The 24,660-nt window shown below is 74.1% G+C and carries 22 protein-coding genes; 11 read left to right on the plus strand and 11 right to left on the minus strand.

From position 1 onward, the window contains the following. Positions 1-30 precede the first annotated feature (30 nt). Positions 31-513, minus strand: a complete 483-nt coding sequence (locus tag ACFVU9_RS31460) for a DUF3995 domain-containing protein (protein ID WP_387599211.1) — start codon at positions 511-513, stop codon at positions 31-33. Positions 514-687: 174 nt separating this feature from the next. Between ACFVU9_RS31460 and ACFVU9_RS31465 the strand changes: the two genes are divergently transcribed. The 5 genes from ACFVU9_RS31465 (at position 688) to ACFVU9_RS31485 (ending at position 4,510) form a co-directional block, all read left to right on the plus strand. Beyond that, positions 688-1,194 carry an RNA polymerase sigma factor gene (locus ACFVU9_RS31465; RefSeq protein ID WP_387599214.1) on the plus strand — a complete coding sequence of 169 codons (507 nt, stop codon included), beginning with the start codon at positions 688-690 and terminating at the stop codon, positions 1,192-1,194. Continuing rightward, positions 1,191-1,673 (plus strand): hypothetical protein, encoded by a 483-nt coding sequence (locus ACFVU9_RS31470; RefSeq protein WP_387599217.1) that lies wholly within the window; start codon positions 1,191-1,193, stop codon positions 1,671-1,673. The genes ACFVU9_RS31465 and ACFVU9_RS31470 overlap by 4 nt, the downstream gene beginning before the upstream one ends. A 307-nt stretch (positions 1,674-1,980) precedes the next feature. Continuing rightward, complete coding sequence (locus ACFVU9_RS31475; RefSeq protein WP_380448211.1) at positions 1,981-2,412, plus strand: ester cyclase; 432 nt, start codon at positions 1,981-1,983, stop codon at positions 2,410-2,412. Positions 2,413-2,422: 10 nt separating this feature from the next. Further along, positions 2,423-3,496, plus strand: coding sequence for a LuxR C-terminal-related transcriptional regulator (locus tag ACFVU9_RS31480; RefSeq protein ID WP_387599220.1), 1,074 nt, complete (start codon positions 2,423-2,425; stop codon positions 3,494-3,496). A gap of 201 nt (positions 3,497-3,697) precedes the next feature. Continuing rightward, a complete protein-coding gene (locus tag ACFVU9_RS31485) occupies positions 3,698-4,510 on the plus strand; it encodes a phytanoyl-CoA dioxygenase family protein (RefSeq protein ID WP_380448207.1) in 813 nt (270 codons plus the stop codon). A gap of 168 nt (positions 4,511-4,678) precedes the next feature. Here ACFVU9_RS31485 and ACFVU9_RS31490 read toward each other — a convergent pair whose 3' ends face one another. Beyond that, on the minus strand, positions 4,679-5,053 hold the full coding sequence (locus tag ACFVU9_RS31490) for a transglycosylase SLT domain-containing protein (RefSeq protein WP_380507904.1): 375 nt from the start codon (positions 5,051-5,053) through the stop codon (positions 4,679-4,681). A gap of 1,380 nt (positions 5,054-6,433) precedes the next feature. Here ACFVU9_RS31490 and ACFVU9_RS31495 point away from each other — a divergent pair. From ACFVU9_RS31495 to ACFVU9_RS31510, 4 genes are all read left to right on the plus strand, one after another. Further along, positions 6,434-7,021, plus strand: a complete 588-nt coding sequence (locus ACFVU9_RS31495; protein WP_387599224.1) for a hypothetical protein — start codon at positions 6,434-6,436, stop codon at positions 7,019-7,021. A 152-nt stretch (positions 7,022-7,173) separates the two neighbouring features. Beyond that, on the plus strand, positions 7,174-7,545 hold the full coding sequence (locus tag ACFVU9_RS31500) for a hypothetical protein (protein WP_387599227.1): 372 nt from the start codon (positions 7,174-7,176) through the stop codon (positions 7,543-7,545). Between the two features lie 162 nt (positions 7,546-7,707). Further along, positions 7,708-8,481, plus strand: a complete 774-nt coding sequence (locus ACFVU9_RS31505; protein WP_387599230.1) for a hypothetical protein — start codon at positions 7,708-7,710, stop codon at positions 8,479-8,481. 205 nt (positions 8,482-8,686) lie between these two features. Next, positions 8,687-10,087, plus strand: a complete 1,401-nt coding sequence (locus ACFVU9_RS31510) for an alpha/beta hydrolase family protein (protein WP_387599232.1) — start codon at positions 8,687-8,689, stop codon at positions 10,085-10,087. A 115-nt stretch (positions 10,088-10,202) separates the two neighbouring features. On the opposite strand, the gene ACFVU9_RS31515 is transcribed toward ACFVU9_RS31510, so the two are convergent. The 6 genes from ACFVU9_RS31515 to ACFVU9_RS31540 all read right to left on the minus strand — a co-directional run bounded on the left by ACFVU9_RS31515 (position 10,203) and on the right by ACFVU9_RS31540 (position 16,759). After that, the gene (locus ACFVU9_RS31515; protein ID WP_387599235.1) at positions 10,203-10,760 is read right to left on the minus strand and encodes an RICIN domain-containing protein; all 558 of its coding nucleotides are present in this window, start codon (positions 10,758-10,760) and stop codon (positions 10,203-10,205) included. A gap of 193 nt (positions 10,761-10,953) precedes the next feature. Continuing rightward, positions 10,954-11,916, minus strand: coding sequence for an NAD-dependent epimerase/dehydratase family protein (locus ACFVU9_RS31520; protein WP_387599238.1), 963 nt, complete (start codon positions 11,914-11,916; stop codon positions 10,954-10,956). Then, positions 11,913-13,565, minus strand: a complete 1,653-nt coding sequence (locus ACFVU9_RS31525; protein ID WP_387599240.1) for a class I adenylate-forming enzyme family protein — start codon at positions 13,563-13,565, stop codon at positions 11,913-11,915. The genes ACFVU9_RS31520 and ACFVU9_RS31525 overlap by 4 nt, the downstream gene beginning before the upstream one ends. Continuing rightward, positions 13,562-14,812: a cytochrome P450 gene (locus tag ACFVU9_RS31530; RefSeq protein WP_387599243.1), complete on the minus strand. Its 1,251-nt coding sequence runs from the start codon at positions 14,810-14,812 to the stop codon at positions 13,562-13,564. The genes ACFVU9_RS31525 and ACFVU9_RS31530 overlap by 4 nt, the downstream gene beginning before the upstream one ends. Continuing rightward, positions 14,809-15,561, minus strand: coding sequence for a glycosyltransferase family 2 protein (locus ACFVU9_RS31535; RefSeq protein ID WP_380498695.1), 753 nt, complete (start codon positions 15,559-15,561; stop codon positions 14,809-14,811). Before ACFVU9_RS31535 ends, ACFVU9_RS31530 begins: the two co-directional genes overlap by 4 nt. 154 nt (positions 15,562-15,715) lie before the next feature. Beyond that, positions 15,716-16,759 carry a 3-oxoacyl-ACP synthase III family protein gene (locus tag ACFVU9_RS31540; RefSeq protein ID WP_387599245.1) on the minus strand — a complete coding sequence of 348 codons (1,044 nt, stop codon included), beginning with the start codon at positions 16,757-16,759 and terminating at the stop codon, positions 15,716-15,718. A 47-nt stretch (positions 16,760-16,806) separates the two neighbouring features. On the opposite strand from ACFVU9_RS31540, the gene ACFVU9_RS31545 reads away from it, so the two are divergent. After that, positions 16,807-18,060, plus strand: a complete 1,254-nt coding sequence (locus ACFVU9_RS31545) for a cytochrome P450 (RefSeq protein WP_387599248.1) — start codon at positions 16,807-16,809, stop codon at positions 18,058-18,060. 53 nt (positions 18,061-18,113) lie between these two features. Here the strand turns inward: ACFVU9_RS31545 and ACFVU9_RS31550 are convergent, their stop codons facing one another. Continuing rightward, on the minus strand, positions 18,114-18,497 hold the full coding sequence (locus ACFVU9_RS31550; protein WP_387599250.1) for a hypothetical protein: 384 nt from the start codon (positions 18,495-18,497) through the stop codon (positions 18,114-18,116). 108 nt (positions 18,498-18,605) lie between these two features. On the opposite strand from ACFVU9_RS31550, the gene ACFVU9_RS31555 reads away from it, so the two are divergent. Further along, positions 18,606-21,506 (plus strand): DUF4157 domain-containing protein, encoded by a 2,901-nt coding sequence (locus ACFVU9_RS31555; RefSeq protein ID WP_387599253.1) that lies wholly within the window; start codon positions 18,606-18,608, stop codon positions 21,504-21,506. A gap of 46 nt (positions 21,507-21,552) precedes the next feature. On the opposite strand, the gene ACFVU9_RS31560 is transcribed toward ACFVU9_RS31555, so the two are convergent. Together ACFVU9_RS31560 and ACFVU9_RS31565 are read right to left on the minus strand one after the other, a co-directional pair. Then, entirely contained in the window at positions 21,553-22,365 is an 813-nt protein-coding gene (locus tag ACFVU9_RS31560) for a hypothetical protein (protein ID WP_387599256.1), read from the minus strand. Positions 22,366-22,517: 152 nt separating this feature from the next. Next, positions 22,518-24,554, minus strand: coding sequence for a glycosyl hydrolase (locus ACFVU9_RS31565; protein WP_387599258.1), 2,037 nt, complete (start codon positions 24,552-24,554; stop codon positions 22,518-22,520). Between the last annotated feature and the right edge of the window lie 106 nt (positions 24,555-24,660).

Below are 24,660 nucleotides of genomic sequence, written 5' to 3' on the forward strand. Positions count from 1 at the left end.
CGGCCCGCCGGACCACCGGCGGGCCGCCCTTCACGCCACGACCCTCCACGGAAGTCCCCTCACCCCTTCCGCCGCCGACACCTGCCAGGCCGCCCGGCCCAGCAGGAGGCACAGCGGGGTGTACAGGAGCAGGTTGAGCCAGTAGAACGTGTCGGCCGGGTCCGCCCAGGCCCCCGTCACCCAGACCAGCCCGACCGTGCCGCGGGCCAGCAGTCCGGCGGCCACCGCCCGGCTCCCCCAGCGCGGCAGTACCGCGGGCAGCCGGCGGCCCAGGGCAGGCAGCCACCCGCCCCGGACCAGCACCAGTGCCGCGCCCGAGAAGAGCATGCCCGCGAGCGGGATCAGGCCTTGCGGGGTGAACGGCACCCGGGTGTTGAGCACCAGCTGCGAGAGCCGGACGGTGCCGTGCACCGGCCAGGTCCGCCCACTGGCCCAGTACAGGTGGACCAGACCGTCCACGGCCAGCACCGCGCCGATCGCGATGGCCTTGGTATGGATGCTCGTCGGCTTCATTGCGTCACCTCACGGAGGACCTCGGGACGTTCGAACACCCGGAGGAGCACCCCACCCGGCGATCCGTTCCTGTGACGAGGAACACGCGAGCCTGGCGAAAAGCCGCCGGAACCTTTCGCCGTTGCGACGCCTCCATCCTTGGACCCCCTGTTGCCGATCGACGGAGAGAGCGCCATGCAGGAGCCACCGCCCGGCCTCGCCGAACTGGTCCGGGCCGCCCAGGGCGGCGACCAACTCGCGGTCGGCCGGCTGCTGGACCTGATCACCCCCTACGTCCGCCGACTCTGCGGACCGATCGCGCTGGACGACGGCGCGGACGCGACCCAGGAAGCGCTCATCGTGGTCTTCCGCAAGCTGCGCCAACTCCAGGAGCCCGCAGCGCTGTTCGGCTGGGTCCGGGCCATCGCGGTGCGCGAGGCCGTACGGTGCGCGACCCGCTCGGCGCGCTCCCGGCCGGCCGAACTCGGCGAACTCCCCGCGCCCGGCGACCCCCAACTCGCCGCGGACATCCACGACGTACTCGCCCGGCTCTCCCCCGAGCACCGGGCCGTCCTGCTGATGCGCGACCTGGAGGGGCTGGACGAACGGCAGACCGCGGAACTCCTCGCCGTCGCACCGGGGACGGTCAAGTCCCGGCTCTCCCGGGCCCGACTCAGCTTCCGAAAGGCGTGGCAGCAGTGACCGAGAACCCGGTGCCCCAGTGGCCCGTCGCCGACTTCGACACCATCCGCCGCCTGCACGTGATCGCCGCCACCGCACCCGGGGCGGCCCGGATCGGCGAGACCGTCCTCGACGCGCCGTTCGAGCGGGTCTGGTCGGTCGCCCAGGACCTGGAACGCACGATGCCGCTCTGGATCCCGGACGTCCGCACGGTCCGTCTCATCGACCCCGAGCCGACCGGTGCTCCGTTCCGGGCCCGGATCCACGGCCACACCCGGCTCCGCGCGACCTTCGACATCGACCTCGCACCCGGGTGGTGCCTGATGCAGAGCCGCCTCGTCCTCGGCGGAATGGCAGCACGCCCCGAGACCGACCGCACGACCCGCTTCGCTTTCCTCGGCGGACTGCGCTTCCCCGGCGCACGCCTCCTCGCCCCCGCGCTGCGCCCGTTCACCGGGAACCCGCTGGAGCGGTTCGCCGCCCTCCTCGACGAGGAGTAGCGAGAAACAGCAGCGACGCTGCGGGGTCGTCCCCTCGGAAGGGACCTCGGAAGGGACCTCGGAAGGGACGACGGCGACCCCGCGGCGCTCGAACAGCGCCGCCACCCGGTCGCGCCGATCCGCGCAGCGTACCTTCCACCGGCGTGCCGCACGGCGAGTGAGCCAAGGCTCTGGCGCCCGCCGCGGTCCGTGCCACGGCTGCCCGGCCTTCGCGCACCCGCTCCGGAACCGCCGCGGGGCCGGTACGGGCGGACACCCCAGAGAGCTGGGGTTCCAGCGGGGACTCGGCGGGTCGAGGATTTTCGGCATGGACACCATCGAGCGGAACAAGCAGACAGTGATCGCGTTCATCGACGCGCTGTTCACCAGGGGCGACCTGGCGGCCGTCGACGGTTACCTCGCCGAGGACTACCTCGACCACGACCCGCCCCTGGGCGGCGACGCGGGCCGGGAGGGGATGCGTGCCGCAGGGGCCCTGTTCCGAGGGGCCTTCCCCGACTGGCATTCCGACCTGGGACTCCTCGTCGGCGAGGGTGACCTGGTCGTCGAGCAGTTCACCGCCTCGGGCACCCAACGCGGCGAAGTGATGGGCGTCGCGGGCGACGGCCGCACGGTCGTGCTCAAGGGCATCAACATCTTCCGGCTCCGGGACGGCCTGATCGTCGAACGCTGGGGACGACTGGACGACCTCGGCCTGCTGCGCCAGCTCGGGCTCGTGCCGGCCCCGGCACCGGCGTAGCGTCGGGATCATGGCCACGGGCATCCGGGAACGGCGTATCGAGCGGCTGATCGACAGCTGCCACGCCGACCTGGAACTTCCCGGGCTCTGCGCTGAGGTGCTGCGCCGCCTGCCGGGCGTTCTCCCCGTCGAAGCGGCCTTCTTCTCAGCCGTCGACCCGGCGACCCTGTTGTTCACGTCGGTGGTGGCCCAGGAGCCGCTGGCCGGCGTCGGCCCGCTCTTCCTCGACAACGAGTTCGGCCGCGAGGACGTCAACAAGTTCGCCTCGCTCGCCCGGGGACCGGAGGCGGTGATGTCGCTGGACCGGGCAACCCTGGGGAGACGGTCCGCCAGCGCACGCTACCGGGAGATCATGGCCGGTCTGGGGCTGGGGGACGAGCTCCGGGCCGCCCTGATCGCAGGGCGCGACTGCTGGGGAGTGCTGTGTCTGCACCGGGCGGATGCGGACGCCGGTTTCTCCGACCGGGATCTCGCCGCCGTCAGAACGCTCGCCCCGCACCTGGCCGAGGGCCTGCGCCGCAGCATGATCCGGGACACCATCAGGCGCGGCGGGCCCGAGGCGCCGGGCGCCCCCGGCGTCATCGTGCTCGACCGGGAGCTCACCCTCGTCTCGATCAGCCCGGACGCCGAACGGTGGCTCGACCGACTGCCGGCACCCAGGGTCCGGGGCCTGCCCTGGCCGGTCTACTCCGTGGCGGCCCGCCTGGTGCGGTCCCGGGACGCGCAGGGAGCGGACGCACCGGACCGCCGGGGCCCGGTCCGGCTGCGGACCGGCGACGGTCATTGGCTGGCCTTGCACGCCACCCGCCTGCGGGGCTCCGCGGACGACCAGGTCTGCGTGGTCGTCGAGCCGGCCCCCGCCGCCGCGATCGGCTCCCTGCTCCTGGCCGCTCACGGGCTCACCCCCGCACAGAACCGGGTGGCCGCCCTGGTCCTCCAGGGGTGCTCCACACGGGAGATCGTGGGCCGGCTCCACGTGTCCGCCTACACCGTCCAGGAACACCTGACAGCGGTCTTCGCCCGCTTCGGCGTGGCCGGCCGCCGCGAGCTCATCGCCGCGGTCCTCTCCTCGGCCGGGCGCTGAGCCGCCGGGTACTCGCCCTGCCACGCTGCCCGGGCCGCGTCCTCGCCGACCGCGGCCGCCCGCCGTCGGCCGTGGGGTCCCGTGGCCGCGGGCCGGCCGCTTCCGCTCTCGGGGGAGCGGGAAGAGGGCCGGTGGCCACCCGGCAAAGGCGGTGCGGGAAATGTCGGGTGACCGGGGCCGGTGTCGCCGCACGATGGGGGCATGGACGACACGACCCTGGTATCCCGTTTCCTCCGCGACGGCTTCGTCAGGCTGGAGGGCGCCGTCGCGCCGCGCGTGGCCGCGGACTGCGAGCGACTGCTCTGGCGGGAGACCGGCTGTGACCCGGACGACCCGTCGACGTGGAAGCAGCCCGTGCACCGGGTGGCCGGCATGGCGCAGGGACCGTTCGCCGCCGCACCCAACTCCCCGTCCCTGCACCGCGCGTACGACCTGCTCGTCGGCGCGGGGCGCTGGGAGCCGCGCTACTCGCTGGGCACGTTCCCGCTGCGCTTCCCGCACGAAGAGGAGCCGGACGACACGGGCTGGCACATCGAGGGGAGCTACCTGCCGGAGGGCGAGAGCTGGTACTTCACGAATCTGCGCTCCCAGGGCCGGGCGCTTCTGATGCTGTTCCTGTTCAGCGAGGTGGGTGAGGAGGACGCCCCGACCCGGATCCGGGTCGGCTCGCACCTCGACGCGCCGAAGGTGCTGGAGAAGTACGGGGAGGACGGGGCGAGCGGCCTGGCCCTCGCTCCCGATCTGGTGGCGGCCTCCGACCACCGGCCGCTCGCCCTCGCCACCGGATCCCCGGGCGACGTCTACCTGTGCCACCCGTTCCTGGTGCACGCGGCGCAACCGCACCACGGAGCGCGGCCGCGCTTCATGGCCCAGCCGCCCCTGATGCCGGCCGCACCGTACGAACTGGAGCGCGCCGACGGCGCGTACTCACCCGTGGAGATCGCGATCCGCCGGGGCCTGGGACGGGACACCCCGGGCCCGGACGGGGACGGCGCCGGCCGCACCGCCGGGTAGACGACATTCGCGCCGGCCAGGCGGACACCCCGGTTGCCGCCACCCGGCACACGGCCCGGAAACGGCACGAGGGCCCCTCCCGCTCGTTCGCGCGGGAGGGGCCCTCGTGGGTCGCCTCGGTGGTCCCTGTCCGACTCCCGAGGTGGGGGGAGAGCCGAAGGGGTCGGCTTAGTACCAGTGGTGACCCTGCCAGAAGGTCCAGGCGGCGTTCGGGCTGCCGTAGCGGGTGTTCATGTAGTCCAGCGCCCACTTGATCTGCGTGGCCGGGTTGGTCTTCCAGTCCGCGCCCGCCGAGGCCATCTTCGAGGCCGGCAGCGCCTGACCCAGGCCGTAGGAGCCCGAGCTCGGGTTGGTCGCCGTCACGTTCCAGCCCGACTCGTGGGAGATGATCTGGCTGAACGAGGCCAGCTGGTCCGCCGGCACGATCTGCGCGGCGATGGCCTGCGGGGAGGCGGTCGCGGCGCTGGCGGCGGCGGGGACCACGGCGGCACCCAGGGCGGTCAGACCGGCGGCGCCGGCGAGGATCGCGGCAGAGGTACGCATACGGAGCTTGAAAGCGGGCATGAAGAGCAAGACCTCAATCGGGTTGAGCCGAGAACACTCCCCGCCCGGGACCGCGGCCGGACAGGGGCCGAACGGTCGCGGGGAGTGACTCGGCGATTGGCCGCACCCGGCAGGACAGGAGCCGGTGTGGCCGACGACGAATGCCAAGGTGCCAGACCGGAGCGGCGCCCTCCAAGGCCCCCTCGCTACGATCCGCGGTCGTAGCCGGAGGACCGGCACCGGATCGAGGGCGGAACGGAACGGAGTGCGCCGACCCCTCCCGGTCTGCGCAAACGCCGTACGGCCTCGATGCGGAACGACGCCGAACGGACACCACTACCCGCCGTCGTGCCTGGCATTCGCGTGTGAGCGCACTCACCGCCCGGCCCCCGGCGACGTCACCGAGCCCACCCACGACCACCACGCTGAGTCGACACCGGGCGCCCGCCATTGAGACCGCCGCCACACCCCCGCCGGGGCGGGCCCGGTACCGGCACCGTCCGGCCCCGTCCCCGCCGTGGCCACGTGGAGGAGGCGCGGCGGGAGCAGCGGCGGGAACGGCGGCGGTCGGGATCGTGGCCGCTGCCGCCGGGGCGGCGGGGCGGCAAGGCAGCGGGGCGGCGGGGCGGCGGAAGTCGGGCAGGGCTCGGCGGCCGTCCGGCCGGGAGGCGTCCGGCACACCGGTCAGCGCCGCGTTCCGGGTCGCGGAAGCGGACCACCGCCCACGGATCCGGCGGAACATCGGGCGCAGGCGGACCGCGTATACGTCGGAAGACGTCCTCCACCGCACCCTGTGACCCGGCACCGGCACCGGCACGCTGCGGCCGGGGCGCTCCACGGACAGGTCGATCGTCGCGCTGACGGTCCGGCAGGTCAGGTCAGGTCAGGTCCGTTCTCGCCCGCAGCCCCGTCGGAGAGACAGTCAGGCGTCGGGGCATCAATGCGCCGCCGGCGGGCCGGACTTCGTGGTTCAGCCGGGCAAGCGACCCCTTGATGTCGCCGTGAGTGAGGGTGTTTCAGGCCTCCCCGAGGCCCGTTTCAGGTGGGCGGTGGGGCCGGGACGGTGTCACCGGTGAAACGTGGTGCCGGCTGCGCTCCGCAGGTGCGCATCGGATGCCGGTCGGTTCGGCCGTCCGCCGGCCGACGCTCGGCGCCGGTGATCCGCCGACAGTCGGCCGCCGCGGCCCTCGCGGTGCTCGGACCGGCGCCGGGTGTCGGCGGCTTCGACCACGAACCGTCACCGTGCAGCCGGGGAAGCGGGCCCGATACCGGGCCGGATTTGGCCCGGCCTCACGGCCGCCGTCATTACTCAGAGTTGCCAAGGAGTGCGGGCTTCCGGTATTCCTATCCGGCCATCCTCGTGTCCCCTTAAGGATTGACGTGTCCATACCCCCCCAGCAGCCCTACGGCGCGCCGCAGCAGCCGTACGGCTACCCGGCCGCGGCCCCGCAGCCGACCGGCTCGAACGGCTTCGCCATCGCCGGTCTGATCCTGGCCTTCCTCTGCTCCCCGCTCGGCCTCATCTTCAGCATCATCGGCCTGGTCAAGTCGAAGAGCGCCGGCAAGGGCAAGGCGCCGGCGATCATCGGCCTCATCGTCTCGCTGCTCTCGATCGTGGTGGGCATCGTGGTCTTCGTGGTGATCGGCTCGAAGGTGGTCAAGGCCATCGACCCCGGGTGCACCAGCGCCACCAGCACGGTGACCACGTACTCGGACAAGATCTCCGCCGACGCGGGCAACCCGGACGCGCTGAAGGCCGACCTCAAGAACGCGAGCGACCAGCTGAACGCCGCCGCGGCCAAGGCCGGCAACGCCGACGCCAAGAACGCGATCAGCGCGCTGGCCGGCGACTACCAGCAGATGTACACCGCGCTCAACACCGGCACCGCGCCGAGCGCCAACCTGCAGTCCAAGATCGAGACCGACGCCAACAAGGTCGACTCCGCCTGCGGCCACATCGGCAGCTGACCCCCGGGGGCCAGCGCGCGGGCCGCATGATTCCGGCGCCCGCCGCCGGCCGGCCTCCCGTCGGCGGCTCGGCACGCGTTCCCCTCCCGGGGAGCGCGTGCCGGGCCGTGGTGGACGGCCAAGCGGCCAACCCGGCAGCCGGGCAGCTGTCGATGTCCACGGATGGGACCGCGGCCCTGTCGGCGGGCCGGGCCAGGGTGGGCGGCGCCCGCTCGGGCTCCGGCCCACAGTGGCCGCCATGGGTCGAACAGTCCGCGGGCAAGAACGAGTTCGCCCGGGCACTCGCCGCGGCCGGCGTGGACGCGCACGCGGCCCTGCAGGAGTCCGGCTCGGCGATCCGGGCGCGGCTCGCCGAGCTACTGGCCGGGGCGCAGCGGGCCGGGGCGGTCCGCCCGGAGCTGGGCCCGCCGGAGGTCATCGCCCTGCTGGTCGGTACGACCACCACCATGGAGCACCTCGGGAACGACGCGGCCGCCCGGGAACGGGTCTTCGCGGTGGTCTTCGACGGGTTGCGGCCACGCTGAACCCGGCCCGGCCCGGCCCGACGGCGGGCCGGCACCCGCTCGCCCTCGGAGCCGCCTGGTTTCGGCTGACCAGTCGTCGGGACGGGCGGCGGGTCCACCGCCCGGGGATGGCATGATCCCTACCGTCGGAATCGACATCACCACGGGGGACTCACCACAGCCATGTCCATCAGATCCCGGGCCGCCGCCCTGGCCGCCATCGCCGCCATCGCCCTGAGCGCCGCCTGCACGCCCACATCCACCTCGGCGGGCACCGCATCCACCGACGTGTCCACGAGCACGGCGGGGGCACCGAGCCCGACCACCACCGCGCCGACCACCGCCGCCGCCCCTGCCACGACCGCCCCTGCCACCACCGCGCCACCGGCGCCGGTGCCGGCGCCGGCCGGGGACCGGGGCCCGGGCTGCCAGACCGACGACCACGACCAGCACAAGCCGACCGCCACCCCGCCCGGGACGGAGTTCAAGCCGCTGGGCTCGCTGCTGGTCCCCACCTCCCGCGCTGCGGGCCCGCTCCTCTACGAAGGCGGCTTCTGGCACTGCTTCGCGCACACCCCCGAGGGCGCCGCCAGGGCCGCCGCCGTGCTCGCGGCGATCGACACCGGCCACGACGACTGGGAACGGGCGGCCCGGGCCCAGATCTACCCGCCCGCCGCCGCCAAGGACTACGCCGACCGCCGGCTCAAGGACCCGCTCCACGCCGAGGGCGTCGGCTCGGTCAAGGTGGTCGCCTTCTCCGTCATGACCTACACGCCCGAGAAGTCCATGGTCATGCTGCTCGTCGACCTGCCGGGTGCCCCGCCCTGGATCCACGGCTCGACGACCGCCAACCTGCTCTGGGCGGACGGCGACTGGCGGCTGGACATGTCGGCGGAGGGCCACCTGCCCAAACTCGGACCGGGCACCAGCGGCACCGCGGGGTTCGTGACCTGGTAGCGGCCCGGAGCCGGGACAGGGGACGCGCGCCCCCGCCCGGGCTTCGGCTTCGGCCTCTCACGGAGGGGTAGGGATTTCCCCCTCCCGAAGTCGGTAGCCCGCCGGATCCGCGGCGACTCGCCCGCCTGGCACGATCGCTGACAGGCAGCCGGCCGGTCGGGTCGGGTGCGCTGATCACGGGGGAACGGCGATGCGGGTTCGGTGGGTGGCACCTCTGGTGGCCATGGCGGTGGCGCTGGGCGGGCAGGTGCCGGCGGCGACGACGGCGGCGGCGACGACGGTGACGACGGCGACGGCGGCCCCGGCCGGGCAACAGTCCGGGCAACAGGTGGAGCAGGACGTGGACTTCCGCAGCGGGGACGTCACGTTGCACGGCACAGTCACCGAGGCCGCCGGCGGGACGGGGCCCAGGCCCGGGATCGTGCTGGTGCACGGGGCGGGGCCGGAGAAACGGGCGGGGTACCGGGCCGAGGCCGAGGCGATGGCCCGGGCCGGGTTCGTCGTGCTCGGCTACGACAAGCGGACCACCGGGTACTCGATGACCCGGCGGTCGTACTCGCAGCTGGCCGACGACGCCCTGGCCGGCGTGCGCACGCTGGCGCAGCGCACGGACGTGGACCCGCACCGGATCGGGCTCTGGGGGTTCAGCGAGGGCGGCTGGGTGGCCCCGCTGGCCGCGAGCCGCTCCGGGCAGGTCGCGTACGTGGTCGTGGTCGGCGCCTCCGGCCTGCCCCCGGCCCGGCAGCAGGCGTGGCACCTCGACAACAGGCTGCGGCACGAGGGTGCGTCGGGCTCGCTGCTGGAGAGCGTGTCGGTGACGGGCACCCGGCTGCTGGACGACGCCGGGCTGTTCCCCGAGGCGCACTACGACCCGGTACCGGTGCTGGAACACCTCCGTCAGCCGGTGCTCGCCCTGTGGGGCAACGACAAGCAGGTGCCGCCGGCCGAGAGCGCCGCGATCATCGGCGACGCGCTGCACCGCGGCGGCAACGACGACGTGACGCTGCGGTTCTTCCCGCAGGCGGACCACAAGCTGCACGTCTCCGCGGACGGCTTCACGCGGGGCGAGCAGCTGACGCCGGGCTACGTCGACACCGTGGCCGCCTGGGTGGCCGGCCAGGGCCACCGGGTGAACGACCCGCTGCCCGGGCAGGACCGCCGCAGCCGGGCCCTGGCCGCGGTCCCCGCCCCGGAGGGGTCCGTGGCGCAGGCGGCCGCCTTCCTGCTGATGACCCTCGTCTTCGCCGGGTACCTGCTGTCGGGTCTGGTGCGGCGGCTGCGCCGGCGTCCCGCCGCACCGGGCGCCGGGGCCGCGCGCTGGCTCGCGGGCAGCGGCCTGGCCGCCACGCTCGGCTTCCTCGGCTACTTCCTCTTCGTGACGACGACGCTCGCCACCGGGCCGCAGCTCGGCGGCCGTCCGGTGGTCTGGTCGGTCCTGCAACTGCTGGCCGTCTGCGCGGTGGTGGCCACCGGTGTGACGGCGGTGCGGGCGTGGCGCGGCCGGGCTCCGGCCCCGGCCGGTGCACGTGTGCGGATCGGCGCACTGCTGGTGGCGGGCGCGATGTTCGTGCCGTGGGCGCTCTTCTGGGGCCTGCTGCTGCCGTGACCGGACGGGCCGAAGGCCTGGAGGGCCGGCGCCGCGACGGGCGTCGGCCCTCTTGGCTACCGGCTGCCGGCTGCGGCGCGCAGTGCGGTGACGGAGTGTCATTGATTTCCGCGGCTCAGCCTCCGGAGGTGATCCAGATCTGGTCGCCGTGGCGGCCGCAGTCGTACTGGATCAGCCACGTGCCGCTGTCGTGCGCGTCGCCGGCGACGGTCAGGCACTTGTTGCTGCGGAGGTTGACCCACTCCTGGCTGTTGTCGGTGATCAGGATCGGGTGCCACAGTTCGTTGTCGGACGAGCTGTTGCAGCCCCACTCGATGATCGGGGCGCCGTTGTCGCGCCTGGCGTGGTCGACGTTCATGCACAGCCGCGTCGCCGTGTTCTTGAGCAGGTAGTAGGCCTTGCCCTTGACGGTGCGCACCTTCTGCCTGATCCACAGCTCGTTGGACTGGCTCACGCAGTCCCACTGGTCGACGTGCGTCCCCCAGCGCGTCGAGGCCCCGGGGGCGTCGGCGCAGAGCTGGGAGCTGGAGCTCACCAGCCACTCGCCCGTGTCGCCGGCGGCGGCCGCCGTGCCCGTCGCCCCGACGGACGCCGCGGCCGTCAGCAGTGCGGCGCACAGCGGTGCGAGCAGCTTCCCACGGGCCGACGGCCTCTTGCGCTTGATGTCCTGCACGGTTGTTCCCCTCGTGTTCGCGTCCACGCCGGGTCGAGCGGCGGCCACCGACGGCGGCACCGACCACGCTGGCCCGCGGCCGCTGCGACGGGAAGGCCCGGGCCCGAGGTGGAGACGCCTGGGAAATTCCCACCGCTGTGAACTGGACCGTGGGACGCCGCCAGGCGTCGACGGAGACGGAGCCGGCGCCGCGTCAGGCCCGGCGCAGGGCGGGCTCCAGGTCCGTCGGTGCGGGCCGGTAGCCCAGGTGGGTGCGGGCGGCCGTGAGGTCGAGGGTGCGTTCGTGGGCCAGGTGGCGGACGGCGTAGACGGTCAGGCGGGGGCGGCGTGCGGATCCGGTGGTGCGGGCCAGGAGTTCGGCGGTGCGGGCCAGCGGGAGGGCGAGGGCGAGCGGGAGGTGGACGGGTGCGGCCGGGAGGCCGTGGGCGGTGAGGACCTGGCGCAGCACGTCGTCCAGTACGACCGGGTCGCGGTCGGTGATGTTGAAGGTGCCGGACGCCCGGCCCCCGGCGGCGAGCAGGCAGGCGTCGACGAGGTTCGCCACGCTGGTCAGGCTCAGCCGCTGCCTGCCGTCGCCGATCGCGAACAGCCGCGGCCCGTACGGGGTCCGGCGCACCGCCTGGAGGACGCGCGGCAGCAGGGTGGTGTCCCCGGGGCCGTAGACGGCGTGCGGGCGCAGGATCACCGCGTCGGGGCGGGCCCGGCGCACCTTCTCCTCCGCCAGCGCCTTGGAGCGCCCGTAGGCGTCGGTGTGGCGGACGGTGGCGGCCTCGTCCTCGCGGGCCATGACGGTGGGCCGGCGCGGGTCGTAGACGCTCGCGGTCGACACGTGCACGAATCGTGCCGCCTCGGGGAAGGCGGCCAGCACTCCCCCGGTGGCCAGCACGTTGCCGCGGTGGAAGGCCTCGGGGCGGGCCCAGTCGGTGGCCAGGCCCGCGCAGTGGATCACCGCGTCGGGGTGGGTGAACGGGGCGGGCAGGGCCGGGCGGGCGGCGGGGTCCGCCAGGTCCCAGGGGAGGTAGGGCGCGCCGCCGATCAGGTCGGCGGGGACGGTGGGGCGCCGTCCCAGCGCCAGCACCTGGTGCCCGGCGGCCGTTGCGGCGCGGCACAGGGCGCTGCCGACGAAGCCGCTGGCCCCGGTGACGACGGTGATCACGGCGTCTCCTTCGTGGCCTTCGTGCGTTTCGTAGTCTTCGTGGCCTTCGTGGCCTTCAGGTCCTTCGTGACCAGCGCGCGCAGTCGTTCGCGGTCGGGTTTCTCGGTCCGTCCCCGTCGGGGGATCGCCGGGAGGAAGTGGATCCGGTCCGGCAGTGCCGCGTGGTCGATCGTGCGGGGCAGGTGGCGTTGCAGGGAGCGCAGGAGTTCGGCTTGCGGGAGCGAGCCGTCCGGGCACACGGCCAGCACCACCGCCTCGTCGGCGGTGTGCGGGTCGGGGACGCCCACGATGACGGCTTCGGCGATGCCCGGGAGGGCGGCGATCGCGGGTTCGTACAGGCCCGGGTAGAGGTTGAAGGAGCCGCGGATGAGCATGTCCTTGGTCCGGCCGAGCAGCACGATCCGGCCGTCGGCGTCGATCCGGGCCCGGTCGCCGGTGTTGAGCTCGCCGATCGGCCCGTCGCCGAGGTAGCCGATCGCCAGGTGGGGGCCGCGCAGCAGGAGTTCGCCCTCGTCGTTGAGGCGTGCCGTGACTCCGGGCAGGGGGTGGCCGGCCAGGTCGCCGTGGGGTGCGTGGCCGAGCTTCTCCTCTCCCCCGGTCACGGCGATCGGCAGCATCTCGGTCGCGCCGTAGATCACCGCGGTCCGGGCCGAGGGGAGCGCCTCGCGCAGGCGGCGCAGGATCGGGGGCGGCACGGGGGCGGCGCCGAGCAGCACCGTGCCCAGGGTGTCGGGGAGGCGGCCGGCGTCGAGCAGCCGGGCCAGGGACGCCGGGGTGGCGAAGGTGTGGGTGGCCCGGCGGCGCCGCAGGTCCCGCAGGAACCGCTTGGGACGTACGGGCAGGGGCGCCGTCGACCAGGTGGCGCCGGCGGCGAGGAAGGCGAAGGCCATCATCAGCTGTTCGGAGTGCACGACCACCGGGGCGGGGGCGGTGGTCAGGCCCAGGCTCTCGCCGAGCAGGTCGGCGCCGGCGAGCAGCGTGGCCTGGCTGTGCACCACCGCGCGGGGGCGGGCGGTGGTGCCGGAGGTGAACACGACCAGGGCCGGGCGGTCCGGGTCCCCCGCGGGGGCGGTGTCCGCGGGAGACGCGGGGGCGGCGTTCCCGGGGGACGCGGGTGCGGGTGTGGTGTGCGCCAGGGTGGCGGCGGGGATCGCGTCCGGGGGCAGGCCCGGCAGGCGCGGGCCGGTGTGGAGCAGGCGCAGGGCCGGGTCGGCGAGCGCGGGCAGGTTCAGGCCGAGGCGGCGCAGCAGGGTGCGTCCCGTGGTGCGGGCGGCGAGCGCGCAGAGCCAGGATTCGGCGGCCAGCCAGCGCGGTGCGGTGAGGCGTTCGGTGACGAGCCGTCCTCGTGCGGCGTCGAGTTCGGCGCCCGCGCCGGGGTCGGCCACCACGACGGCGGCGCCCGCCGTCATGACGGCCAGGCCGAGCACCAGGGCGTCCCGGCCGGGGCGGACCGCGAACATCACGGTGTCGCCGGCGGACATGCCCGCGGCGCGCAGTCCGCTCGCGGTGGCGGCGACCTGCCGGGCGAGTTCGGCGTAGGTGAGTGTGCCGTGTGCGTCGAGCAGGGCGGCCGTGTCGGGTGTGCGGCGCGCGTGGTCCGCGATCCGGCCGGCCAGTCCGGTGCCTGCGGTGTTCGGCGTGCCGTTCATGAGGTGGTCAGTTCCGTTCTCGTCCGGTCCGTGCGCCGTCGGGGAGCGGTCGCTTGCGCGGCCGACACCTCCAGGCGCGCGTAGGTGGGGATCAGCACCCGCCGTTTGGCCCGGCGCCGCACGATGGTCCCGGCTCCCGCCGTCAGGAGCGCCTGAAGCAGCACCCGTATCTCGGCCAGGGCGAGCGGTGCGCCGATGCAGTAGTGCGGCCCGGCCCCGAACCACAGGCGCTTGGGATCGTGCGCCGGACAGCGACCCAGTGCCGCAGCCCGGTCGAACGGCCCCGCGGCCAGGTCGCACCGTGCGGTGGCGATGAGCACCCGGTCCCCCTCGCGCACCTCCGTCGTGCCGAGGCGGCCGGGCCGAGCGGCCCGGCGCAGCATCGCCGGGCTCGGGGTGATCACCCGCATCGCCTCGTCGATCGCGGGGTCGAGCGCCGCGCCGCCCGTCTCCAGGTCGGCCCGTAGCGCGGGCAGGAGCCCGGAGTCGTGCCAGAGCGCGAAGACCCGGGGCACGGTCGTCGCCACGGTCTCCGTCCCGGTGAGCAGGAACGCCGCCGCCAGCCCGAGCGCCTGTTCCCGGTCGAGCCCGTGGGCGCGCAGCCGTCCCATCATCGAGCCCGGCTCCGCACGGTCGTGGGCCTCGCCGCGGTCGTACGCCTCGCCGGCTGCCGCCGTCAGTCCGGACAGGACGGCCTTGGCCTTGGTGACTTGACGAGGCGTCAGCTCCTTGGTGCGGAGCCCGACCATCCGGACGATGCGCTCGCCGCGCTCGAACACCTCCGCGCCCGCGGCGTCGGCCACTCCCAGCAGTTCGCCGATCACCGTGCCGGCGGCGGTCCTGGTCAGGGCAACCAGGTCCACCGCGCCGCCCGCGGCCAGCCGGTCGGTGGCCTCGCGCAGCACCGGTGCGAGGACGCGGGTGCACAGCTCGGTGGCCTGGGCCCGGGTGAACAGGCCGGCCAGCGCGGCCCGCAGCCGCCGGTGCTCCTCGCCCTCCATGTTCAGGAGTACGGCCGGGCCCAGGACCGGCGTCCACAGCGCGCCCGAGGAGCCAGGGCCGTCCTTGCGGAACCCCTCGTGGTCGAGCAGCACCTGCCGGGCCAGGCCGGGGTCGCCGACCACGATCCCGATCCCCGGTACCCGCACGGCGGGGCCCCGCCGGGTGACGGCCGTGATGAACGGGTACGCCAGCGGGTGGGCGGCCAGTTGCACCCGCCGTTCCCAGAGGTGTTCGCGGCGCTTCACCGGATGTCGACCACGTCGGGGCGGTAGCGGTGGTCCGCGTACCAGGCCAGGGTGTTGCGCAGGCCGAAGGCGCGCAGGCGCCGCACCGAGCCGTAGACCCGCATGCCGGGGACCTGGCCGTAGGCGGTGGTGAGTTCGCGCACCCGGTTGACCAGGGCGCGGTCCTCGTGCACCTCCTCGATCGCGGTGCGCGGGAAGCCGCCGCTGCGCTCGTAGAGGTCGGCGGTGATGGCCAGGTTGCAGCCGGGGCACATCAGGTACGGGCCGAGGTAGCGCGGGTCGCGGTTGCCGGGCCGGAACCTGCCGAACCGGGCCGCCAGCGCGACCACCGCCGGCAGCAGCCGGCTCTCCCACAGCTTGAGCCGGAACTCGTCGGTGCGCGGGAGGAGTTGACCGGTGACCAGCTCCAGTCCGCCGGCCAGGCCGCGGCGGACGGCGGCCGTCCAGCCGGGCACCGGGAGGCAGTCGGCGTCGGTGCGGGCCAGGTACCGGGCGCCGGCGTCGATCGCGAACCGCATCCCGGTGTCGGCCGCCGCGCCGGTGCCCTTGCGCGCCTCGGTGATCAGGTGCAGCGGGAAGTCCGCGGTGAGCGCGAACTCCCGGACCACCTCGGCGGTCCGGTCGGTCGAGGTGTTGTCCACCACCACGCACGCGAAGTCCGCGTCGGTCTGGGCCGCGAGCGCGCGCAACGTGGCCGGCAGCGAGGCCTCCTCGTTGTAGGCGGGCACGACCACCCACAGGTCGGTCACTGGTGTTCCCTCACATCCGGGCCCACGGTGGGGCCCACGATCGAGCTCGTGATCGAGCTCGTGGTCGGGCTCGTGGTCGGGCTCGTAGTCGAGCCCGTAGTCGAGCCCGCGATCGGGCCTACGGGCGGGCTCACAGCCGAGCCCACAGCCCGGCTCACAGCTGCGCAAAGACGACGCCGAGCGAGACCCCGCCGGCCAGGCCGATCAGCGCCACCCGGTCGCCGGGCCCGCAGCGGCCCTGCTCCAGGGCCCGGGCGAGCTGGAACGGCAGCGAGGCCGAGGCGAGGTTGCCGTGCCCGGGCAGCACCGGCACCAGTGGTCCGGTGGTCAGGCCGGTCCTGCGCAGGAAGGCCTCCAGCAGCGGGACGGTCACCTGGTGCACCGCCACCACCGCGAAGTCCGCCCAGGTCAGGCCGTGTTCGGCCAGCGCCCGGTGGATCAGCTCGGGGCCGAGCGCCTCGAAGGCCGCGTGCAGCCGCGCTCCGTCCATCCGGAAGTAGCCCGCCTCCGGGTCCCGCGGGTGCGCGGTGCCGCCGCCGGGCAGGGTGCCGACCTCCCAGGCCGAGGAGTCCGCGGTGAAGGCCCGGTGGAAGATCCCGTCCGGTGCCGCTCCCGCCTCCAGCAGCACGGCCGCGCCGCTGTCGGACAGGGTGTAGCCGGGGAACGACTCGGCGAACTGGCCCCGGTCCCGGACCGACCAGCGGACCGCCCGCGACGGCAGCTCCCCGGTGCAGACCAGGACCCTGCGGTACTGCCGGGCGGCGATCAGCGCCTCGGCGACCTGGATCCCGTTGAGCACGCTGTTGCAGGCGTTCTTCACGTCGAACACCGGGCAGCGCGCCCCGATCTTCGACGCCAGGATGTGCGCGGTGGCGGGCTCGACCATGTCCTGCGAGGCGCTGGCGAAGATCAGCAGGTCGAGGTCCCGCGCGTCGAGGCCGGCGTCGGCCAGCAGCTTCCGGGCGGCCGCCGCGGCCAGGTCGGAGGCCTGCCAGTCGTCGGGGGCGACGTGCCGTGCGGCGATTCCGGTGACCGCCTCGATCAGCCCGGGGCGCGGCCGGTAGGGGCCGCTGTCGGCGATCCGCTGCTCCACCTCGCGCGAGGTGAGCGATTGCTCCGGCAGGTGCACCGCCACCGCGGCGATCACCGCGCGCACCCCGCCGCCTTGCCCGACCAACTGTCCGCTGCCCTCCGACACGTGCTCAAGCCTCCCCCGAGCCGCCCGATCATACGATGAACCCTGACGTGACCAGGCACGGTACGGTTCCCCGCACGGACATTCGAGACGGCAGCGGGGGCGGGGCGGCGATGGGCGCGACGACGGCACGACGGCACGAGAGCGGACTGCTGTGGGCCAGCCGGCCCGCCCTGTGGACGCTGACCAGGATCACCATGTCCCGGCCCTTCGGACCGATCCGGCGGGTACCCCGGCTGGGCTGGGTGGCGAGCGACCCCACCCTGATCCGGGCCGTGCTCAACGACCACCAGCACTTCACCCTGCTCGGCGAGGGCGGCGTGGGCCACCTGTGGGAGCAGGTCCTCGGACCGTACGTCACCCGCCTGTTCGACGGCCCCGGCCACGCGGACCTGCGCCGGCGCGCCCGGGACCTGTTCACCGAGGACAACTCCGCCGCCCTGGTCGAACGGGCCGCCGGGCCGGTCTACGCCGACGTCACGGCGCGGCTGGCCGCCGGGGACCGGGTCGACGTGGCCGCGGCCGCCCGGCTCGTCGTCGGCCGCCTGATGGCCGACCTGCTCGGCCTGCAGATCCCCCCGGACAGCCCCGACTCCGCGTACCTGGACACCTTCGCCGCCGGCGAGCGGCTGGCCGCCCTCGCACTCGACACGGCCGCCTCGACCGAACTGCCGCCCGAGCGGATCGAAGCGGCCAAGGAGATCGTCGCGTCACTGACCAGCGGCGTCCCGGCGGCCTACGCCGGCGCCGACCCCGACACCCTGCTCGGCCGCTGCCGCGAGGCCGGGATCACGCTGGAGGAGGCCAGCGGCCTCGCCTCGCTGCTGCTCGTCGCGGGCACCGAGACCGCCGCCAGCGCGATGGCCCGCACGATCGCGCTGATCCACGACACCGGACAGCAGGAACCGCTGCTCGCCGACCCCGGGCTGGTCGGCGACGCGGTGCGCGAGGGACTGCGCGTCACCACGCCCGCGCCGGTGATCGGACGGCACGTCAGCGCGGACGTCACCGTGGCCGGCCGCCGCCTGCGCAAGGACGAGCGGATCCTCCTCGTCACCTACGCCGCCGACAACCTGGCCGGCGGCTTCGACCTGGCACGCCCGTACGACCCGCGCTCGCGCCAGCTCTGGTTCGGCGCCGGCCGGCACCTGTGCCTCGGCGCGCCCGTCGCCCGCGCCGAGATCGCCCGGATGGTCACGGCGGTCCGCGCGCCGGGACGCCCCTACCGGATCGTCTCGCGCAGCTACGCCCGGAAGGTGATGATCCCCTCCTACGCCTCGCTCGTCATCGAACTCGACCGCTGACGAACGGCCGGGCAGGCCGGGCGACCGGCATCCGCCGGCCGGCTCGTCGCAGGTCAGCTGTAGTGAGCGAACACCCGGTCCCTCTCCGTCTCCCAGCTCCAGCCCGGCTCGTCCCCTCGCCGGAACGGCGCCGTCCTGGCGAGCACCTCGAACTGTCCGGACGGTCGCCGGTTCTGCTTGTTCACGACGATCGCGGTCAGCATGACCGGGACGCCCCTGTCGGCCTCGACCCGGCACGCGGCCTCCAGGAGGTTGCTCATCAGCGTGCCCCGGGGCGGGACCGAGAAGCCCGCGTCCCGCAGCGACTCGCTCAGCGCGCCGTAGCAGTCGGTGCGGCCTTCGACCGCCCAGCCCTTGACGATCTCGACCATGCTGTCCCGGGCCGCGCACCAGGCGTCGGATCCGTGCTTCAGCCGGGGGAATTGAGTGTTGGTCATCCCCGTATGGCAGCACAGGATCGGCACGCGGCGGAAGGGCTCCGGCCGAGAGCGGGCGCAAGGACAGGGGGCCTGGTCCTCCAGGGCGTGGTGACCGATGATCGGGGCATGCGTTCACGGGAGCAGCAGGATGCCGAGACCCGTCCCGACCGGACCGCGCCCGCCGCGGCGCGTCCGGCCGACGCCGCCGCCGCTGGTGCGGCCGTGCCCCGCAGAGCGCGCGTGTCCCCCGGAACCGCGGGGACGGTCGGGCCGGCCGGGTCCGGCGGCCGGGGGCCCGCGGGGCGGCTGCTCGCGATGCAGCGCGCGGTCGGCAACGCCGCCGTCGGCCGGGCGCTGGAGCGGCAGGCGGGACGCCACGCGCACGGCCCGTCCGGCGGTCACGACGAGTGCGCGCCGGTGCAGCGCTCGTCCGTGCCGGACGTGCTGCGCACCGCCGGGCGGCCGCTGGACGGGACGGTCCGCGCGGAGATGGAGGCGCGGCTGGACGCCGACTTCTCCGACGTGCGGCTGCACACCGGGCCGGCCGCCCAGCGTTCGGCGGCCGAGGTGGGGGCCCGCGCCTACACCTCCGGCAGCCACGTCGTCATCGGCGCCGGCGGTGCGGACCGGCACACCCTGGCCCACGAGTTGACGCACGTCATCCAGCAGCGCCAGGGGCCGGTGGCGGGTACCGACAACGGCTCGGGGCTCAGCGTCTCGGACCCCTCCGACCGCTTCGAACGCGCGGCGGAGGCCAACGCCCGCCGCGCCCTGGCCGCCCCCGTGCCCGCCGTGCCCGCGCCCGCGTCCGCTGGGACGGCACCCGTGCAGCGGGCGGCCCCCGCCCGTGCCCGTGCCCGCGCCGGCTCCGGCGGGAAGAGCGTCGTCCAGCGCCTCGGCGACGGTCAGGCGCCCTTCGACCACGCCCAGTACTACGCGAAGACGGGCTGGCAGGCGGCGGCCGAGAAGTTCGAGCAGCGGCTGGGCGCGTACGCCTTCGGGCATCCGAGGGCGCTCGCCGCCGCGCGCAAGACCGTGAACCGGCTGAAGCAACTGCTCATCGCCTACGCCGGCCAGGAGCACAAGGACCCGGCGCTCGCCAACAAGTCGTTCTTCAAGGACGACCGGACGAGCGCCGGGCAGGTGGGCGAGGGGATGACCACCGCCCAGATCAAGGACTTCTTCTCCCGGGACGGCAACGTCCGCGAACTGGTCACGGCCGTCTACAACGCCGCCTACTACAACAAGGGGGCGGAGCTCTCGCTCAAGGACGTCCTCAACGGCATCATCGGGCCCAGGCCGCAGCTCGCGGCGACCCTCGGCATGAACAAGGAGGACCTGAAGAAGCACTCCGCGTTCCTCAACGGCTGGTCCCGGCCGCCGCTGTGGGCCGCGGCGAGCCTCGCGGGCAAGGGCTACAACTACGAGAAGGACCCGTACGCGCTGGGCAACCTGCTGTGGCAGTCCGACCCCGAGACCTTCGCCGGCGACACCCTGGAGATGATCGACAGCCAGGGGCCGCGCAAGGAGCGCAGCGAGGCCGACAAGGAGGCCAACCGCAAGACCCCGCGCGACTACGCCGACCGCGGCGCCCCGCTCAGCGCGCGGGAACTGGCGTTCGCCGGCAAGCCCGGCCCGGACGACAAGCTGCCCTGGAACGAGGGCGCCGCCTACTGGGAGATCCAGCAGAACGAGTCCTGGCCGAAGGCGAACGCCGCGCGCGGCATCCCGGTCGTCGCCGGCATGTCCGGGACCACGACCCGGATGCTCAAGACCTTCCAGTGGATCAACGTGCCCGGGGTGGACGTCTTCGACTACCGGATGGCCCTGATGGGCTGGATGCTGCCGTCCTGGGACCACTCGCTCTACGAGATCCTCCGCGGCTCCTGGGCGGCCGGGGTCAAGGGGCCCGGCGAGTCCGCGCTCCGGGCGGGCAAGGGCGCGGCGCTGATGTACCAGCACATCGCGCCCTTCACGGAGGAGGAACTGCGGCAGAACGTCTGCGTCGACGGGCAGTTCCCGCACGAGCTGATGTACCTCGCCGAAGCCAACAAGCCCCGCACGACCGACCCGGCGGCGAGCGGCTTCATGGAGCCCGGCCAGCCCGCGGCCGCCCAAGTAGCGGGCCAGTACGGCGCCTTCGTGGCGGGCGACACCGCGCCCACCCCGCGCATCGCCCAGTGGAAGGCGGACAACGCCGGCGCCTCCACCGAGGCCGTCGCGAAGAGTTTCAAGGAGGCCCACGCGACCGCGCTGATGGCGTACACCGGCGGCGCGCACCAGATGATCAACTCGGTGGTGCGCAGCCGGCTGCTGCCCGAGGGGTACGCGCCGTACGGGACCGTCGGCGCGGCCACCGCGGGCGCCGAGGCCCTCTCCCTGCGGCAGATCAAGGGCCAGCTCAGGTGGGCGGCCCAGAACAGCCACAACCAGGAGGCGGTGCCCACCCTGGACGAGGACCCGGTGATCAGGCCGCAGCTCACGGCCGCGCGGGGCATGGACCCGGTCGCCAAGAAGGCGGCGATGGCCGTCATCGACGCGCGGATCGAGGTCCTCGCACCGGTGCTCTTCGAGGAGCTCAAGGCGCACGCCGACATGACGATGGAGGCGCTGAACCGGCTGCCGCCCGTCACCGGCACGGTCTTCCGCGGTGACTGGAACGTCGGCGGGGACGAGTCGCCCTACCGGCTCGGCAAGCAGGCCGCGCTGAACTACCGGCCGGGCTCCGTCTTCACGAGTTCCTTCGACAGCACCAGCAGGGAGGAGTCCGTGGGGCTGGACTTCATGCGCGGGCAGAAGGTCTCCGGCACGGCGACGCACCGGATCCTCCTGGAGCTGACGCTCACCGGGAAGTACGGCCGCGACATCGACCCGTTCCACCAGTACCAGGGCACCGAGGCGGAGGTCCTGCTCATGCCGGGGGCGACGTTCCGGGTGGACCGGAGCGAGTGGCGCCGGGACCCCGGCCACGACCCGGCGAACGGCGGCAGCGACTGGTACGAGCACGTCCGGGCGACGGAGGTGTGAGCGCGGGCGCGGGGTCCCTGTGCCGCCCTCCCCGAGCGGGCGCGGGTCAGACGGCCTTGGGGAAGTCCTTGCGCTTGATCTTGGCGCGGCGCCCGTCGGGGTGGTGGAAGACGATGCCTTCCGCGAGCGCGCCCGGGGTGTAGCGGCTCTCCATCTCGGCCAGGTAGTCGCGCAGGCCCGCGTAGGTCCGGGGCACGTCCTGGTAGACCGGCACCTGGAGGTTGAAGGGGACGCAGTGGTGCTCGGTCACACCGAGCGGGTTGCCCTGGATGCGGGGGCCGAGGGCCTCGCAAGAGTGCTCGCCGTCGGGCCAGGCGGTGGTGTCGGTGGCGTGGGCGGCGGCGAGGATCCACTTGTCCTCGGCGGCCTGCTCGTCGGTGTCGACGTACCAGCCGTCCCGGATGCCCTGCTGCTTCTGGGCCTTCGTCGGGTTGCGGCGCTTCTCCACCCGGACCAGCCGTCCGGCGCGGACGGTGAGGCGGACGTTGGTGCCGTCCAGCTTCTCGGTCGGCACCCCCTCGCCCTCGAAGACCCACGCGCATTCGGCGCGGGGCCGGTCGACGACGCGGAAGGCGTCGTCCCGGTCGAACAGCGTCGGGATCTTCTCCATGACCTGGATGCCCTTTCTGACGTGGCCCAGCAGTTCCTCGTGTGTGATCGCCCCGGCGGCCAGACCGCCCGCGAGCGCGCGGACGAGGTCGGCGACCGAGACCTCCGCCTCGACCGCCACGTGCTTGAGGGCCTTCTTCTCCTCGGGCGACACCCAGGCGACCAGCCGTGACCACCCCTCGGGGGGAGTCCACCGCGCCAGCTGCGCGGGGTCCTTCCGGGGGCGGCCGCGCTTCTTGACCTCGTCCATGCCAGGAGACCCTAGGGACGGCACTGAGGTTGTGTCAATTGGCATAACAGAAAATCGGCGGCACCAGGCGGGCGGGGCGGCCGGCGCGAAGGCGCGGGAGGCCGCCGTCCCGTCGTGGGGGCGGCGGCCTCCCGGGTGGGGGCGCAGGGGGCTCAGCGCATGGACACCGCGTCCACGTAGACGGAGGACTGGCCGGTCGCCCCGTCGGCCGGGACGAAGTCGACGCCGATTTCGCAGACCCTGGTGAGGTCGGGGACGGCGGCCAGGTTGAAGGACAGCCGGGTGCCGTCGGCGTCGACCGGGTAGGTGCCGCTGTCGTACCAGTCGCAGCCGGCACCGGCCTTCACGTACAGCTTGGCCTTGGTGCCCGCGGCCTGGTTGCCCCAGGGGGCGGTGCGGGCGGTCGCGGTGAGGGTGAGGTTGCCGGTCAGGTCGGCCGGGGTGGCGTAGTGGCGCAGCAGGAAGGCCTCGCCGCTCTCCAGTTGGACGTCGGCCTTGAGGGAGTGGGTGCCCTGGGCGGCCCACTCGGTGACCGGCCAGGGGCCGTTCTTGATCCGCCAGGCGCCCCAGCCGTCGGGTCCGGTCTCGAAGTCGCCGAGGGTGCTCGCCGGGGTGGTGGCGGTCAGGTTGTCGATGTACACCGAGCTCTGGCCGGAGGCGCCCGGCGCGGGGGCGAAGCGGACCCCGATCTCCTCGACGTCGGCGAGGTCGGTCACGCCCGCGAGCGGCATGGTCAGCACGGCGCCGTCCGGGCCGACCACGGTGGAACCGCTGTCGTACCAGGTCTTGTTGGCGCCGGTGCGCAGGTAGAGCTTGGCGGTCGTGCCGGCGGCCTGGTTGCCCCAGGGGGCGGTGCGGGCGTCGACGGAGAGCGTGCTGTAGGCGCTGAGGTCCTGGCGGGCGACCTTGTTGAGGTAGGTCTCCGGGCGGGTCAGGTCGACGTCGGCCTTGAGGGAGTGACTCTGCTGGGAGGCCCACTCGTCCACCGTCCAGGGCCCGTTCAGGGTCTGCCAGCCGCCCCAGCCGTCCGGGCCGTTCTCGAAGCCCTCCAGCACGGCACCCGGTGCCGGCGGGCGCGGCGGCCCGGCCGGGTCGGTCGTGGCGGACGGGTCGATCCCGCCCAGGTTGAGCGTCCACCGGTCGTTCATCAGTGCCGGGGCGCCGAGTTGCACCGTGGGGCTCCACTTGTCGTTCCAGGCCAGGAAGTAGGTGGTGGCCGGGAACCGGGTGCGGATCGCGTCGGCCCAGCGGCCGTAGTCGTAGCCGGCGGGCGCGGGCACGTGGGTGGCGGGGTCGTTCGGCGGGCCGATCTCGGCGAAGGCGAACGGCTTGTGCAGCGCGGTCAGTTCGCCGTAGCCCTGGGCGGCGGCCGGGTCGGTCGGGTAGCAGTCGAGGCCGACCACGTCGGTGTAGGCGTCGCCGGGGTAGTACGCGGCGCGGTCGCCGGCGCCGCAGAGCGGGGAGTAGACCCAGAGCAGGTTGTGCAGGCCCTTGGCCTGGGTGAGGTAGCGGTAGGTGTACTGCCAGGCGGAGACGTAGGCGGCCCGGTCCTGGCCGCTCCACCAGAAGGCGCCCGCGCCGGAGGTGTTCATCTCGTGGAACGGGCGGAACAGGACGGGGACGCCGGCGCCGTTCAGGTCGGCGAGGCCGGTGGCGATCCTGTCGAGGGTCTGCTGCCAGGCGGCACCGACGGTGGTGGCGGGGTCGGTGAGCTGCTGGAAGCCGTCCAGGTGGGTGTAGAGGCCCTGGAGTCCCGGCTGGACCGGGTTCGGTGCGTGGACGCCGACGGAAACCAGGCCTCCCCTGGCCGACCAGTTCTTCAGGTCGGCGTTGCAGGAGGAGTCGATGGTCGAGCTGCCGTTCGAGCCGTAGTCGCAGGCGATCAGCCCGGGGTACTGGCCGGTCTGGGCCTTCAGGTCCTCGGTCTGGGCGAGCGAGAAGGCGGAGCCGCTGTAGCCGGCGAACAGGCCGGAGACCACCCGGTTGCCGGCCCGGCCCGGCAGGTGCGACAGCCAGTCGAGCACCCGGCCGGTGGCCGCGGTGGCCTGGGGATCGGATGGGGTGGCGGCGGTGGTGGTGGCGGCTGCGGCTGCGGTAGTGGCGGCGGCGGTCGGAGCGGCCGGGGCCGCTCCGACCAGGGGAGCCAGCAGGAGTGCCGATATCAGGGCGGCACGAGCTTTCTGAAGCATGATCAGACCGTAGCGTGATCCGCTTCCGCGGCCACCCGGGCCCGGACGCGGGGTTCGGCTCCCACCGCGGCTCCCCCGCCCCCGCCCCGCAGTCCTCCTCGACACC

It is taken from the genome of Kitasatospora sp. NPDC057936, assembly GCF_042887525.1.
In the GTDB taxonomy this organism is placed as follows: Bacteria; Actinomycetota; Actinomycetes; order Streptomycetales; family Streptomycetaceae; genus Kitasatospora.